Consider the following 15,736-nt stretch of genomic DNA (forward strand, 5'->3'; position numbering starts at 1 on the left):
CCTAGTATGTACGTGCTTTAGGTGGGAAAGCTTCACGCAGTTTCGGCGCGTAGTTTACTTCACGTTTGCTCATTTCATCCGTTACAGGATTGAAAATTGAGTGACATAGCCAGTTTTCGTCATCACGATCTGGGTAGTCGAAACGAGAGTGAGCACCACGGCTTTCTGTACGGAAGTTTGCAGCTACTGCAGTTGAGTAAGCTGTTTCCATCAAGTTATCAAGCTCTAAACATTCAATACGTGCTGTGTTGAATTCAGTTGATTTGTCATCAAGACGCGCATACTGAAGACGTTCACGGATTTCTTTAAGCTCTTTAAGACCTGTTGCCATTGCTTCACCTTCACGGAATACCGAGAAGTTAAGTTGCATACACATTTGTAGATCTTTCTTGATTTGAACAGGGTCTTCACCTTGGCCAACTTTAGAGCTTTCCCAACGATTAAAGCGTGCAAGCGATGCTTCAAGGTCTGAATCAGACGCATCTTTACCCGCTTCAACACCGTTTAGGTATTTGCCTAAGAAGTTACCAGCAGCACGGCCGAATACAACTAAGTCAAGTAGTGAGTTACCGCCAAGACGGTTAGCACCGTGTACAGATACACACGCAATTTCACCAACAGCGAATAAGCCTTCAACAACTTTTTCTTGGCCATTTGCATCAATTTGTAATGCTTGACCATTTACGTTAGTTGGAACACCACCCATCATATAGTGACATGTTGGGATAACTGGAATTGGCTCTTTAGCAGGGTCAACGTGTGCGAATGTTTTCGCAAGGTCACAAACACCTGGGAGACGAAGGTTTAGAGTTTCTTCACCTAAGTGGTCAAGCTTGAGCTTGATATGTGGACCATAAGGACCATCGCAACCACGGCCTTCACGAATTTCTGTCATCATTGAACGAGCAACAACGTCACGCGATGCTAAGTCTTTCGCATTAGGTGCATAACGCTCCATGAAACGTTCGCCGTCTTTGTTTAGAAGGTAACCACCTTCACCACGACAACCTTCCGTCACAAGTACACCCGCACCAGCAATACCGGTTGGGTGGAACTGCCACATTTCCATATCTTGCATTGCAACACCCGCGCGTGTTGCCATACCAACGCCGTCACCTGTATTGATGTGCGCGTTAGTTGTTGATGCAAAGATACGACCTGCGCCACCTGTTGCTAAAACAACCGCTTTAGATTTGAAATAAACAACTTCACCTGACTCGATGTCGATTGCTGTACAACCAACAACGTGACCGTCGCTGTTTTTAACAAGGTCTAATGCATACCACTCAGAGAATACATTTGTTTTGTTTTTAACGTTTTGTTGGTAAAGACAATGCAATAATGCGTGACCAGTACGGTCAGCTGCGGCTGCAGTACGTGCAGCTTGTTCACCACCAAAGTTTTTCGACTGACCGCCGAAAGGACGTTGATAAACACGGCCATTTTCAAAACGAGAAAATGGTAAGCCCATGTTTTCTAATTCAGTAATAGCTTCTGGGCCTGTTTTACACATATATTCGATAGCGTCTTGGTCACCGATGAAATCGGAACCTTTAACCGTATCGTACATGTGCCATTCCCAGTTATCTTCATGTGAGTTACCCAAAGCCACCGTAATACCACCCTGTGCAGACACAGTGTGAGAACGTGTAGGGAAAACTTTTGAGATAAGTGCACAGGTTTTGCCTGACTCAGTGATTGCAAGTGCTGCGCGCATACCTGCACCACCGGCACCAATCACTACAGCGTCAAATTCACGAACAGAATAATTCACTTAAACACCCCATAAAACGATTAGACCTATTGCTACGTAAGCAACGGCCATAAGGTTTAATACAAAGCCTAAAACAGCACGTAATTTAGCGCATTTAACATAGTCAGTTAATACTTGCCAAAGGCCAATACGGGTGTGAACCATGATGCAAACAAGGGTAATTAGTGTAAACCCTTTCATTGCTAGGTTTGAAAATAGGCCTTGCCAGGCTTCAAAAGTGACTTCGGGTGTACATAAAAAATAGCCAACAATAAAAATCGCGTAAGCGCTGATAATTAAAGCGGTTGTACGAAGTGATACGTAATCTTGTACACCATCACGTTTAAGAGTTGCTTGATTTAAAACCATATCCACACTCCTGCTAGAATTGCAGCAACAACGCCTAAAGCCATTGCAACTTTAGCGCTGAAGTTACCTGATTCAAGTTCTTCCCAGTGACCCATATCCATAATGATATGACGGATACCACCAATTAGGTGATACGCCAATACAGAAATGGTACCCCACGCTATGAATTTGGCAATGAATCCGCTGAACAGACCCTTGACGAATTCAAAACCTTCAGGAGAAGAAAGAGACTCAGACCACGCCCAAATGACAAACGTTAAAGCAAAAAATAATGCAACACCGGTGACGCGGTGAAGAATTGATGCTTTAGCCGTAGCCGGCATAGATATAGTTGTTAGATCTAGATTTACAGGTCTTTGCTTTTTCACAGTTACTTGCCCATCTTGCCCACTTAGGGGCTCATCTACTTGTTTTTCTAAAACCCATCAAAATGAATTTCGATGGAACTATCTAAGTAAACCGTGTTAATACACAAAAAGTTCACACTGGTGCAAAACTCAAATGTAAAAATAAAGTTTACCTACAGACAATACGGTATAAAACCTTGGATAGTATATATAGCCAATGGTCTTTTTACAATTCTTGTTTAGTAAGAGACGTTTGCGAATTAGCCAATGGTATAATATTTAATCCTGACAGAATATTTATTATCCTTTTATGCATACTATTTATAAAAATTGACTTTACACCCCTCTTTCACGTTAAAATGAAAAGAATGTGCTTAAACAGATTCAGAACATAACAATCAGAGTTGTTATCTTAATAGGAGATAAATAGATGGCGGATAAGAAAGCCACGGTCCATATTGATGGTCTTGATCCAATCGAACTTCCAATTTACCAAGGCACTGCTGGCCAAGACGTAATCGACGTACGTACGTTAGGTTCTCATGGTTATTTCACTTACGACCCAGGTTTCATGTCAACGGGTTCATGTGAATCTTCAATCACTTACATCGATGGTGGTAAAGGTGTTCTTTTACACCGTGGTTACCCAATTGAACAATTAGCTGATGAATCAAACTACATCGAGCTTTGCTATTTGTTACTTAATGGTGAGTTACCGACTAAAGAACAATACGATGCGTTTGCACAAGAAATCACGCACAACACAATGCTTGATACCAAAATTGCAAACTTCTTCCAAGGTTTCCGCTTTGATGCTCACCCGATGGCAATGCTATGTGGTGTAGTAGGTGCACTTTCTTCTTTCTACCATGAAGATTTAGACATCACTGATGCAACACAGCGTAAAACTAGCGCGATTAAGTTAGTAGCTAAGTTACCGACGATCGCAGCAATGGCTTACAAATATAACGTTGGTCAACCGTTTGTTTACCCACGCAACGATTTAAGCTTTGCTGAAAACTTCTTACACATGATGTTCTCAGTACCTGCTGAAGAATACAAAGTGAGCCCAGTTTTAGCTAAAGCAATGGACAAAATCTTCATGCTTCACGCTGACCACGAGCAAAATGCGTCAACGTCTACGGTTCGTTTAGCGGGTTCATCTGGTGCAAACCCTTACGCATGTATCGCTGCTGGTATCGCATCACTGTGGGGCCCTGCACACGGCGGTGCTAACGAAGCATGTCTTAACATGTTAGAAGAAATCGGTTCTGTAGACCGTATCGACGAATACGTTGCTAAAGCGAAAGACAAGTCAGACCCATTCCGTCTTATGGGCTTTGGTCACCGTGTTTACAAAAACTTCGACCCACGTGCGACGGTAATGCGTCAAACATGTCATGAAGTATTAGCAGAGCTAAACATTCAAGATCCATTGCTTGATATCGCAATGAAACTTGAACAAATCGCGCTTGAAGACCCGTACTTCGTAGAGAAGAAACTATACCCTAACGTAGATTTCTACTCTGGTATCATCTTAAAAGCAATCGGTATCCCGACAAGCATGTTCACAGTAATCTTTGCTATGTCTCGTACTGTTGGTTGGATCTCTCACTGGGATGAGATGCTATCTCAACCTGGCCACAAGATCAGCCGCCCACGTCAGTTATACACTGGTGAAACATCACGCGATTACGTACCAACAGACAAGCGTTAATACGATTTCGTGTTTAAAAAAAGGCCGCTAAGCGGCCTTTTTTATTGCCCACCACTTGTCTATTTGTGCAAAGTAATTAAAATCGTCGCATTCTTGTTGTTTAGGCTTATCCATGTTTGATTTCGAAACTATACGCGCCGACTTTCCTTTACTCACACAGACAGTAAATGAATACCCATTAGTGTATTTAGACTCAGCAGCTACCTCGCAAAAGCCTCTATCAGTTATCAAAGCCTTAGAAAGCTATTACAGTGCTGAAAATGCCAATGTTCATCGCGGTCGTCATTTTCTCAGTGAGCATGCGACACGTCGCTATGAAGATACACGAACAGCAATCGCAGCGTATTTCAATGTACAGCGCACCGAAATTGTTTGGACTAAAGGGGCAACCGAATCACTAAACTTAATTGCAAACGGCCTAACTTCACACCTAAAATCAGGCGATAAAATAGCGATTTCAGCGATTGAGCATCACGCTAATATCGTTCCGTGGCAAGAACTTGCAAAAAAAGTAAATGCAGAGCTCATTATTTTGCCCATTACAGCTGATTTAGTCTTGGATAGTAATGAATGTGCTGCATTTATTCGTGAGCATAAACCGAGCGTTGTTGCTGTAACCCATGCTTCGAATACATTAGGAAATATCACTGACTTAGAGCCAATTATCACTGCTTGCAAAGAAGTTAATGCGACTTCTGTTATTGATGGCGCACAGGCGGCAATGCATTTAAGACCCGATTTAAATAAACTCGATTGTGATTTTTATGTTTTCTCTGCACATAAAATGCTGGGTCCAACAGGATTGGGGGGGCTTTATGGTCGTTACTCACGCTTAAATACGCTTGATGTCTATCAAACAGGTGGCGAAATGATTGAGACTGTAAGCTTAACACACAGTACATTTCGTGATGCGCCAGGCAAATTTGAAGCGGGTACGCCACACATTGCAGGCGTAATCGCCTTTGCCGAAGCAATCAATTATTTAACAGCACTTGATTTCAATGGAATGCGTCAACATGAGCATACAATTTTCAATTATGCGATAAAACAATTATCAACCATTGCGGGGATTACTATTTATTCGCATAAAGAAAATAACATTGGCAATATCAGTTTTAATTATCGTGATGAGCATCCATTTGATTTAGCAACGCTACTGGATGGTTACGGCATAGCTGTTCGTAGTGGCCATCACTGTACCCAACCAATTATGAGCAAATTAGGCATTCCTGGCACTGTAAGAGCGAGCTTCGCACTGTATAATTCACTTGACGATGTTGATGCGTTTATTAAAGCACTCAAGCACTGTATAGAACTATTAGATTAATGTTGGATATATTATGAATTCACCTTTTCACACCGTGACTCAAGACATCGAGAATGCAAATGGTTGGCAACAAAAATATCGTCAAATTATGCTGTTAGGTAAAAAGCTACCGATCATGCCCGATGTTTTAAAAGTTGATGATGCGCTTGTAAAAGGCTGTGAAAGTAAGGTATGGCTTTATATTGATTTTGACCACTCCGAAAACAGCCTAGTGCTTGCGGGTGATTCTGATACACGTATTGTTAAAGGGTTACTGGCCTTAATTTTGGCCTTATACAATGGTCTAACACCCGAGCAAGCAACTCAAATTAATGCCTATAACGAATTTGAACGACTTGGTCTAATTAGCCATTTAAGCCCATCACGCGGCAACGGCATAAAAGCCATGGTTGATAAAATTCAAACCATGGCTCAGGAAAAGCGCTAAAAAGCGCTATTTTAAACTTCGCTGTTTTTTATCCAGGTATTTTCTAATTGCTTTGGCTGCAACAAAAAAGCCAAAGCTACCCGTTACCATGGTTGCTGAACCAAAACCGTTATTACAATCCATGTTCATCGAGCCATCTGCGCCTTGTTTTGCTTGACACACTTCACCGTCGGACGTTGGATACACTAATTGTTCGGTTGAATAAACACAATCAACATTAAATTTTCGCTTAGGGTTGCTACTAAAGTTGTACTGTTTTCTGAGAATATAACGGACTTTTGCAAGCAATGGGTCATGGGTTGTTTTAGCAACATCACCAAAACTAATTTGGCTAGGATCCGTTTGTCCCCCAGCACCACCGGTTGTAATAACAGGTAACTTGACTCGCTTACAATGGGCTATCAGTGCCGCTTTTTCTTTTACTGCATCAATACAATCAATTACATAATCAAAGCCCTGAATGTGCTCACGAATATTATCTAGGGTAATAAAGTCGTCAATGACATTGACTTTAATATCTGGATTAATTAATTCACAACGCGCTTTCATCGCGTCTACTTTAGCGTCACCAATCGTGCCAGTTAAAGCATGTATTTGACGATTAACATTCGTTGCGCAAATATCATCTAAGTCAATCAACGTCAATTGACCTACCCCGGTGCGTGCTAATGCTTCAGCAGCCCAGCTTCCGACGCCACCAATACCTATGACACAAAAATGTGCTTGCTGTAACCAATCAAATTGTTGATGGCCATATAAGCGCTTGATACCACCAAAGCGAATGTCTTGTGTTGTTTCTTTCATTTACCAATCCAACGTCCAAGGAGTCAGCCACTCTTTGAATTCGTCTGCGTTAAAAACTTCATTGAGATATGCGCCTGTCGTATGCGCACAGCGATATTCTTTTAGTTGACCTTGATACATAAATTGCAGGGCATATGCATGCAAATTAGTACGTTCATCTGGATTACCAGCATAAGTAACGTCACCCAATATAGGCGCACCAATGCTTTTCATTGCCACTCTTAATTGATGCGTCTTGCCAGAAAAAGGTTTTAATAAGTATGCGCGCAGGCCGGGGCGAATACTTTTTGAATAAAAGCGCGTGATAGCTGGGTTTTCTTGGCTTTTTAGCAACTTAAACGCACCTCGGCGACTTTTTTGCATATCACCTTTGATCCAGCCTTGCTTTTTTTTAGGTTTTTCATCACTCACAGCAAGGTAAAATTTATTCACTTGGTGCGCAGTGAAAAGCGATGTAAATTCTGCTGCTGCCTGCTTGTTTCTGGCTAAAATAATTAACCCAGACGTTACTTTGTCTAGCCGATGAACAGGAAACAGCTTTTCATTCACTCGTTGCTCTGCAAGTACAACAAACCCTGCACAGTCTTCACTGTGAAAGCTAACGCCCGCAGGTTTGTAAAAAACAAAAAAGTCATCTTCGCTAGCGTGAAGGTGAACATCATTAACATCAGTCATTGCACTCGTTGCTCAAAGCGGCTATTACACGTGTTAGATCGTCGGGTGTATCAACACCGGCTTGAGGTTCACACACAGCTCCTGCAATTTTAATGCTATAGCCGTGGTATAAAACACGTAACTGTTCAAGTGACTCAAGTTGTTCTAAACGCGATTCAGGCAATGCGATATATTGCTGAATGAAGCCAGCACGATACGCATAGATACCAATATGACGCGCATAATCAGCCAGATTTAGCGTGCTGTTATCGTCGTTCATCATTGCATCGCGATTATAAGGAATAGGCGCCCGCGAAAAATACAGTGCGTTTTGCTCAGTATCACTGACAACTTTGACACAATTCGGGTTAAATATATCATCAGAATCAGTTATTTTAGCACTGAGCGTTGCCATCGGTGAATCAGATTCAGCCAGTAACTTTGCCACCTGACTGACGTTTTCACTGGCCAATAATGGCTCATCACCTTGTACATTGACGACAATCGTGTCACTGGCAAGGTTTAGCTTTTCAACCACTTCGGCAAGTCGTTCTGTGCCCGATTGATGATCTTCACGTGTCATTAATACGTTATCTGTAAAGCCCTTTACAACATCAAACACCGCTTGATGATCGGTGGCAACATACACAGCACTTGCACCTGATGCAGCCGCTTTGTTGTAAACATGCTGGATCATGGGTTTACCACATATGTCAGCTAAGGGTTTACCCGGTAAGCGGCTAGAAGCATAGCGTGCTGGAATGACAACTACGAATTCCACTTATCAACCTCTTCTTGGCTTAATTCACGCGCTTCGTTTTCAAGAAGCACAGGGATATCATCTTTTATTGGGTAAGCTAATTTTGCAGCAGTACTTATAAGCTCTTGATTTTCTTTATCTAAGCGCAACTTACCTTTACATACTGGGCAAGCAATTATTTCAAGTAATTTTGTATCAAAGGCCATGAAGGATCCCTTTTTGTTTTAATAATGAATGTAATTTTTCAATAACAGCGGCAGTCGGCCTTGCATCAACAGGTAGATAATACCAATTAGGTTTAGCAAAACTAAAGCACTTTACTGCGTCTTTTTCAGTCATGAACACGGCATCATTTTCAAAGCCCGAAAAATCAGTCGGTTGATAGTTATAATGGTCTCGAAAATGGTGTGTCGAAAGCAGGTCTATGCCTTGTTGCTTAAGGCTTAACTCAAAGCGTAAAGGATTACCAATTGCACTGATAGCGTGCCCGGTATTTAGCGTATCTGATACGCGTTCAAAGGATGCAACCGATCTAAATTGGCTGGGTACTAAGTCATAGCGGTAGTTTGACGCCCCACCATTCTCTACCACAATATCAACTGACTTTAAACGCGCTTTAGTTTCTCTTAGCGGGCCTGCAGGCATCAAAAATCCATTGCCAAACTGGCGTTCACTGTCGACAATACAACACTCAATATCACGCGCCATTTTATAATGCTGCATACCATCATCTGAAATGATGATATCAATAGCGTGTTCTTGTTGCAGCTTTTCAATACTCGCTTGGCGATTGGGTCCTACCATCACCACGCATCCTAGCCGACGTTGAATAAGTACTGGTTCATCACCCGCTTCACTTGGGGTTGTTTTTTGTGTGACTAACAGCGGATAACTCGAAGACTTACCGCCATATCCACGGCTGATTACCGCGACCTTTAAACCCTGCTGTTGTAAGTACTCAGCGAGCCAAATAACAAAGGGGGTTTTACCATTACCACCTACACTAATATTGCCAACAACAATGATAGGAACATTGGCCTTAAACGCCTTGAGTATTTTGAGCTTATAGAGACTAACTCGTAAGGTTGAAATTAGCCAAAAGATACAGCTCAAAGGTAAAAGCAGCACCGTTAAAAAGCGGGGCTGTTTGTACCAGCTTTGTTCAATCATACTCACTATTGTTCACCAAATTGCATCTTACAAAGCGCAGAGTAAGTACCGTCTTTTTCTAGCAGCTCGTTATGAGTGCCCTTTTCGATTACTTGGCCATTATCGATAACATAAATACAATCACTGTTTTCAATCGTTGATAAACGATGCGCAATCACGATTGATGTCTTCTCTTTCATTAAAGTATCAAGTGCCTGTTGGATCAGTTTCTCTGACTCGGTATCAAGCGCTGAAGTTGCTTCATCAAGAATCAAAATAGGTGCATCTTTTAAGATGGCTCGCGCAATGGCAATACGCTGACGTTGACCACCCGATAACATCACACCATTTTCTCCTACCAGGGTATTTAAACCCTCAGGTAAGTCTTTTACAAACTCCCAAACATGAGCCTGCTTGGCAACAGCAATTAATTCATCTTCAGTCAAACTTCTGTCTAACCCATAACAAATATTGTTCGCTATCGTGTCGCTAAACAACACGACTTGCTGAGAGACCAATGCAAACTGTTTACGAAGATCCGTTAGCTTGTAATCGGCAAGTGACACACCGTCGAGTAATATTTCGCTTTCACCTTCTAATTCATAATAACGAGGTAATAAATTAGAGATTGTAGATTTACCCGAGCCTGAGCGCCCGACCAATGCAATACTTTCACCGGCATCAATGCTGAGTGTTAAGTTTTTAAGAACAGGCTCTTCTTTAGTAGGGTAACAGAATGTCACGTTTTTAATTTCAATGCGGCCTGTTACCTTATCTACTGTATATGTACCTGTGTCTTTTTCGATTTCTTCATCAAGCACTAAAAATATACTTTGTGCAGCCGAAATACCTCGCTGAAGGTCGCTGTTCACATTAGAAAGTTGCTTTAAAGGTCTTAACAGCATCATCATAGATGAAATTAATAACACAAAATCACCTGAGCTTATCGTGTCAATCATCGACGGCATCGATACAACCCATAAAATAACCGCCATCGCACTGGCTGCTAATATTTGTATAATCGACACGCTTAAAGCTTTCGTCGCATCCATTTTAATGCGTTGCTGGCGGTTGTGGTTGTTAATTGCAGAAAACTGAGCGATTTCTTGTTGTTGTCCACCAAAACCATGGATCACTTTATGGCCTGACAACATTTGCTCTGAAGTACGGGTAACCTGACCCATTGCCGATTGAATTTTTTTTGAAATCATTCGAAAACGTTTAGATACAAACGCAACAATCACTGCAACGAGAGGAATAATCACTAAGAAAATAAGTGATAATTTCCAGCTGGTATAAAACATATTAAACAATAAAAAAACAACAAAGGCGCCCTCTCTCACCACAATTAATAATGCTTTGGTAATCGCTTGCTGTACTTGTTCTGTATCAAATGTGATCTTTGATATTAAATCACCATTCGAATTTTTATCATGAAAAGAAACGGGTAAATGTAAAATATGTTCAAATAACTGTTGGCGTAATGTACGCACGACTTGTGAGCCAACATAACTCAAACAATACGATGACATGTAGTTGAACATCCCACGTCCCAATACCAGTGCAACAACGACAAATGGAGCATATGTTAACACCTTCGAATTACGGGCATTTAACCCTTCATCAATGAAAGGTTTCATTAAGTTGATAAACAAGGCGTCCATTGCTGAATAACCAATCATGCCCACGATTGCAAAAAACGCGATTAATTTGTAATCACCGACATAACTCACTAATCGCTTATAGATTTGGGTTGTAGTTTGATCCATAACACTCTCTTATTCATAGACTTCGACTATTGTAGCCTTATGACAGTAAAAACAAAACGCCAATCTTATTCAAACCAGTAACTTTCCTGCTCACGGGCGAATTCTAAACGGTATGACTGCGGGTAAAATTTTATTCTTATGTGTCCATACTCAGCTGTGGTGTATTGTGGTATGTCACGGTCATTGTATCGCTTAACGACATCAGAATGAGGAAACGACCATTGCCCTTGGTAGGCAGATGAATGAAGTACAATCTCAGGATTTACAGCATCGATAAATAGGCCACTTGAAGATGTATTGCTACCATGATGGGGACTGATAAGAATGGTCGCATTTAAATCAACTTCCTGACTCACTAACTGCTGTTCAATGAATTTAGAAATATCGCCAGTCAATAACACGCTATGCTGGGGATTGCTTATTTTTAAAATACAGGAGCGGTCATTATTATTATCATGATTCGAGTCGGCTGTAAGCGAAGTGATATTGAGGTTTTCAAATTTAAAATGCTGAGACAAACATGGCAGTTTGATTCCACTGGGATGAAACTTTTCAAACGTAGCAGTGTAACCTGCTTGTTTCCAACTCGTCAGTCCTCCCGCGTGATCATTGTCTTGATGACTTATAATAGTCGCCACAACCTCTAAGTTTTGTTGTCGAATATTTGCAACGAGTACTGAATTTACATAATCATAGCGCGCAAAGTATTGCGGACCTAAATCATACACAATGGCTTTATTATTGGTGCTTACCATCGCCATTAGACCATGTCCTACGTCAAATAAATCTAATTGAAATAAAGGTTTTGGTGTCAGCAACCAGTCAATAATAAAAATAAAGCTCGGGATTATACTAAAGCGTTTACATGGGCTAAACAGCCCAATTAACAAGGTACAATACAAGTACAACAATGATTTAAAACCATTAATCCTCACATCAACCCAACGCCAATCATCAGGCGTTGAAATAATAAACTCAAAGGAGCTGTAAAATACACCATCGAACAGCTTAAAAACGTAACTTGTATCAACAATCAAAGACAACAGCGAATACATTACTAAGAGCGGCATAACCACTAAACTAATCAATGGCACAGCTATCAAATTAACTAAAAGGCCAATGACACTGACTCCGTCGAAAAAATATAACGACAAAGGTAAAAGCCCCACAAAAAGCGCTCCTTGGATCATAAACAGCTGAACACTGTGCTTTATTAAACCGTTTTTTATAGTTAGAGGCTGGTTAATCACTAAAAAAATAATGGCAACAGCAGTAAAACTAAAATAAAAACCAGGATTGAGTAGTGAAAATGGATTCATGACCAACACCACTGATAAAGCAAATAAGATACTTCGCCACTGCAGGGGGTTTTTAGCTAAAAGGTAAATTATTAAGTAACAACCCAACATCACCAACGCTCGGGTTGCAGATACAACAAAATCGCTTAAGTAAACATACAAAAATGCACAACAGAAACCAAACACCACAAAAAGTTTACTAAGTTGCATGCTTTGTTTAATAGCAACCTGAGTACACATAAACACCCATTTGCTGGTATAAAAACCGAGCGTAAATATCAGGCCAATATGTAGTCCCGATATCGCAAGTAAATGACTGAGCCCCAGTTCACGCAAATGAGTTTTATCAACTGACGAAATTTTACTTCTGTCCCCTGTTAATAAGGCATAGTACATCCATTGTAGTTTCGTACCCGCGGTAATATCACTGATATAAGATTGGTAGTGTGACCTGATCGCAGCGCTACTTGTACTGCTTAAATGATGTGTTTTGCCAACTGTTCTGCCCTTATAAATAATTCGCTCTGTGAACGCAAAGCGCTCACGATTAAAGCTGTCAAAGTTTTTAACAGTTCGAAATGCTTTTAATTTAACTTGGCTTGTTAACAAGCTTCCCACATCTAGTTGCTTTTCAGTCGTAATACTTAGCATCGCTAAAGGGGCTATAAACCGAGGCAGCGAGCAGCCTTGAACATTAATCAAGCGTACTTTGGCATAATAAGGCGATGCAACAGAGTGAATTGAAATAATCTGTAAATGAGCGTCAATGGGTTTGTCTATTTCTATTTGGCATAAACTGGCTGAGTAAAAAATAAGATAATGAAAGATTACGATAAAAATACCACAAATAAACCCTGACAATACCGACAAAAAAGGCTTAAAATAGAGACTCGCTAAAATGACAGCAAAACTCATTATATAGAACGCCGCAGTGTTCAGTGTGTAAACGGTTATAAAACACCCCAACACAAAGCCACTGCATAACCAAATAGATGTAAATGGTTGCTTTAGATGGCTAAAAAAACGATCCAACGGTTTTTACCCGATCATAACAAGGTAAGAGATCATAAATATTTAAGAATTTTTGGTCGTTTATTACATGACGCCAACTTATGGCACTTAAATAGACGCTCCGCTCGGGGTGCTTTTGCGGTAGGTTTGTTTTTTGCTTTCATCCCTGTTCCTTTTCAAATGGTTTTAGCTGCCGCCTTGGCAATTCCATTACGTGTTAACTTGCCTATTTCTGTTGCAACAGTGTGGATCACTAACCCGTTGACAATGCCTCCTATCTTTTATTGTTCATACATTGTTGGGACTATAGCCCTTGCTCAACCAACTCAACATTTCCATTTTGAGCCAAGTTGGCAATGGTTTATAGATAGCCTCACTACGATTGGACCCGCTTTTTTAGTCGGCTCATTAATTTGTGCTTCAGCGGCATCACTTGTAGGCTATTTTGCGATTGATATGCTTTGGAAGCGCTCAGTGCGAAAAGCGTGGCTACACCGTCATAAATAAAGCAACAACAAAATACTAAAAAACATACCTTTCAGTATAGACAAAAAACCCAGCTTTAAGCTGGGTTTTTTCTGTTAATTATCGAGTAGTTTATTATTTCTTACTGAACACGCGGCGCACTGCAGCAAATGGCAACAGTAAAAACGCAAACCACGGAAAGCTTGCAGATTGGCGTTCATATTGCTCAACTTCTTCCGCCGGGCATTCCTCTACACTGCCACTAATAGGTGTTAGTTTTACAGCTACCGTAACACTTTCGTGTTCAATGTTGCCATCAACATCACGCACTACATTACCAAACGAATCTGTTTTCTCAACCGTTTTAGTCGCAACACCGAAAATTTCGTTATTGTTGTTGATTGATTTCGCTTCAGCTACCTTGTAACCAAAACGTGTTTCACCATCCGCTTCATAACACGGTAATAAATCATTTAAGTTAACAATTTTATCTTCGCCAATGGTGTACATAAAACCTTCACGGCGGCGTGAAGACGAATTAAAAATATCGGTTTCACCTTCACCGACAATAATACCATTATCATTTACATCATTAGCAATTGAGTTTGAGCTTGCAAAATAGTCGCTTGGGAATACAACAGTGTCATTTTGCTTGTCATAATAATAAAACTTTGTTGTTGTTCTACCCTCAATGCGCTTTGAAGCATAGCCAACAATAATGTCATTGTCATTCATCGACAGCACTTGGCCTAATTGCCAATCATCGTCCTGATTGATAAATTCTTTGACTTCTCCGTTTTCGAATATAACAGGCATCGTGGTGCGTCGATCTGTGTCTTTGTATCGCACATCAGACATACCCGCAATTAACCCATTTTTGTTAATCGCATAAGCGCCACTTTTAAAAGCGAACTTTTCATCGTCTTTAGGGGTTAAACCTAAACCGAAAATTTCAGTATTCGTGATGTTGAAATTATTGTCTAATGTCCATTTAACGGCACGTTTATTGTATATTCCATTATTGTTATTTCGTTCAATACTCTCAACACAATCTGAAACAGGCTCGTCTTCACCATCACATCTGTCGTCGATATTTTCTTGGCGATCTTCTGCAATGTCTGTCGACACAGTACCAACAACTTCGTAACCAAGCTCTGTTTTAACAATATCATAAGCAGCACTAAAACCGCCAAATTCATCAAACTCAGGCGTAAGAGGCACTTTTACCCCATCAGCTGAAATCACCACTCCCCGTCTAATAAAATCACGTAAGAAATGTGTCTCCGCTTCGTCTTCATCAGCTTGTGTAAAAGATGTTTTCTCGTATGGGGCACTGCCCCAACCCGCCATAACACCGTCTTCAGCAACCGCACTTAAATAGTTAGATGTTGAACGTGTTAAACCATCATAATCTAATGACTGTTCATCAAAAATAACTTGCTCTGCAGCCCCCTCAGCGCTATAGACAGTGGCAATTGCACTCGCTAATTTTTGATACTCGGAATCCACAGAACGGCTATCACTCGATAAAAAACGGAGCATAAACGAATGCGCATCGGCATTGGTATTTACGGCATCATTATTTTCAATGTCATCAAGTGTAAACGTAATTTCTTTATCAATTAGTTCAAATCTGTCTTTTTCGCTTTCGTAAGCAGACTTAATAGCATTGTCATCAAAATCAATATAAGAAATATCAATTGGTAATCTGTAAACACCATTACTTAAACCAATAACATGACCATTTTCGCTAACGTCTGTTACATAATTCAGTTTTGCGCCATCTAAGCCACCAAGCTCTGTTAGCTTATAGGTCGCGCTCATCGCTGAGGTACTTAAGGTGGCTAAAATACTGGCAGCGAGTAGTTTATATTTCATTTTAATCC

General features: G+C 40.7%; 15 protein-coding genes. 4 read left to right on the forward strand and 11 right to left on the reverse strand.

The window, feature by feature from the left end; all coding sequences use genetic code 11:
• Position 1: 1 nt before the first annotated feature.
• Genes sdhA through sdhC form a run of 3 tightly spaced genes read right to left on the reverse strand, consistent with a single transcriptional unit; the run spans position 2 to position 2,490 of the window.
• A complete protein-coding gene (gene sdhA, locus LPA49_RS04620; protein WP_065979884.1) occupies positions 2–1,774 on the reverse strand; it encodes a succinate dehydrogenase flavoprotein subunit in 1,773 nt (590 codons plus the stop codon).
• A complete protein-coding gene (gene sdhD / locus LPA49_RS04625) occupies positions 1,775–2,122 on the reverse strand; it encodes a succinate dehydrogenase, hydrophobic membrane anchor protein (protein WP_036968629.1) in 348 nt (115 codons plus the stop codon).
• Positions 2,113–2,490, reverse strand: coding sequence for a succinate dehydrogenase, cytochrome b556 subunit (sdhC, locus tag LPA49_RS04630; protein WP_065979883.1), 378 nt, complete (start codon positions 2,488–2,490; stop codon positions 2,113–2,115). Before sdhC ends, sdhD begins: the two co-directional genes overlap by 10 nt.
• A gap of 409 nt (positions 2,491–2,899) precedes the next feature.
• Between sdhC and LPA49_RS04635 the strand changes: the two genes are divergently transcribed.
• From LPA49_RS04635 to LPA49_RS04645, 3 genes are all read left to right on the forward strand, one after another.
• Entirely contained in the window at positions 2,900–4,186 is a 1,287-nt protein-coding gene (locus tag LPA49_RS04635; protein WP_036968634.1) for a citrate synthase, read from the forward strand.
• Positions 4,187–4,298: 112 nt separating this feature from the next.
• Positions 4,299–5,513 (forward strand): aminotransferase class V-fold PLP-dependent enzyme, encoded by a 1,215-nt coding sequence (locus tag LPA49_RS04640; RefSeq protein WP_230235793.1) that lies wholly within the window; start codon positions 4,299–4,301, stop codon positions 5,511–5,513.
• Between the two features lie 13 nt (positions 5,514–5,526).
• Positions 5,527–5,940: a SufE family protein gene (locus LPA49_RS04645; RefSeq protein ID WP_065979881.1), complete on the forward strand. Its 414-nt coding sequence runs from the start codon at positions 5,527–5,529 to the stop codon at positions 5,938–5,940.
• Positions 5,941–5,946: 6 nt separating this feature from the next.
• Here the strand turns inward: LPA49_RS04645 and tcdA are convergent, their stop codons facing one another.
• The 7 genes from tcdA to LPA49_RS04680 form a co-directional block, all read right to left on the reverse strand.
• Complete coding sequence (gene tcdA / locus LPA49_RS04650; RefSeq protein WP_036968641.1) at positions 5,947–6,744, reverse strand: tRNA cyclic N6-threonylcarbamoyladenosine(37) synthase TcdA; 798 nt, start codon at positions 6,742–6,744, stop codon at positions 5,947–5,949.
• Entirely contained in the window at positions 6,745–7,419 is a 675-nt protein-coding gene (locus LPA49_RS04655; RefSeq protein ID WP_230235795.1) for a TIGR01621 family pseudouridine synthase, read from the reverse strand.
• Positions 7,412–8,179 (reverse strand): 3-deoxy-manno-octulosonate cytidylyltransferase, encoded by a 768-nt coding sequence (kdsB, locus tag LPA49_RS04660; RefSeq protein ID WP_230235797.1) that lies wholly within the window; start codon positions 8,177–8,179, stop codon positions 7,412–7,414. Before kdsB ends, LPA49_RS04655 begins: the two co-directional genes overlap by 8 nt.
• Complete coding sequence (locus LPA49_RS04665; RefSeq protein WP_036968654.1) at positions 8,167–8,364, reverse strand: Trm112 family protein; 198 nt, start codon at positions 8,362–8,364, stop codon at positions 8,167–8,169. Before LPA49_RS04665 ends, kdsB begins: the two co-directional genes overlap by 13 nt.
• Positions 8,354–9,334, reverse strand: a complete 981-nt coding sequence (gene lpxK, locus LPA49_RS04670) for a tetraacyldisaccharide 4'-kinase (RefSeq protein WP_230235804.1) — start codon at positions 9,332–9,334, stop codon at positions 8,354–8,356. The genes LPA49_RS04665 and lpxK overlap by 11 nt, the downstream gene beginning before the upstream one ends.
• A complete protein-coding gene (msbA, locus tag LPA49_RS04675; protein ID WP_036968660.1) occupies positions 9,334–11,076 on the reverse strand; it encodes a lipid A export permease/ATP-binding protein MsbA in 1,743 nt (580 codons plus the stop codon). Before msbA ends, lpxK begins: the two co-directional genes overlap by 1 nt.
• Before the next feature lie 65 nt (positions 11,077–11,141).
• Entirely contained in the window at positions 11,142–13,289 is a 2,148-nt protein-coding gene (locus LPA49_RS04680; RefSeq protein WP_230235806.1) for a DNA internalization-related competence protein ComEC/Rec2, read from the reverse strand.
• Between the two features lie 96 nt (positions 13,290–13,385).
• On the opposite strand from LPA49_RS04680, the gene LPA49_RS04685 reads away from it, so the two are divergent.
• A complete protein-coding gene (locus tag LPA49_RS04685; RefSeq protein WP_065979876.1) occupies positions 13,386–13,892 on the forward strand; it encodes a DUF2062 domain-containing protein in 507 nt (168 codons plus the stop codon).
• Positions 13,893–13,985: 93 nt separating this feature from the next.
• Here the strand turns inward: LPA49_RS04685 and LPA49_RS04690 are convergent, their stop codons facing one another.
• Positions 13,986–15,728: a DUF3466 family protein gene (locus LPA49_RS04690; protein ID WP_199524856.1), complete on the reverse strand. Its 1,743-nt coding sequence runs from the start codon at positions 15,726–15,728 to the stop codon at positions 13,986–13,988.
• Between the last annotated feature and the right edge of the window lie 8 nt (positions 15,729–15,736).

The sequence above is a fragment of the Pseudoalteromonas sp. MB41 genome (assembly GCF_020966275.1).
In the GTDB taxonomy this organism is placed as follows: domain Bacteria; phylum Pseudomonadota; class Gammaproteobacteria; order Enterobacterales; family Alteromonadaceae; genus Pseudoalteromonas; species Pseudoalteromonas lipolytica.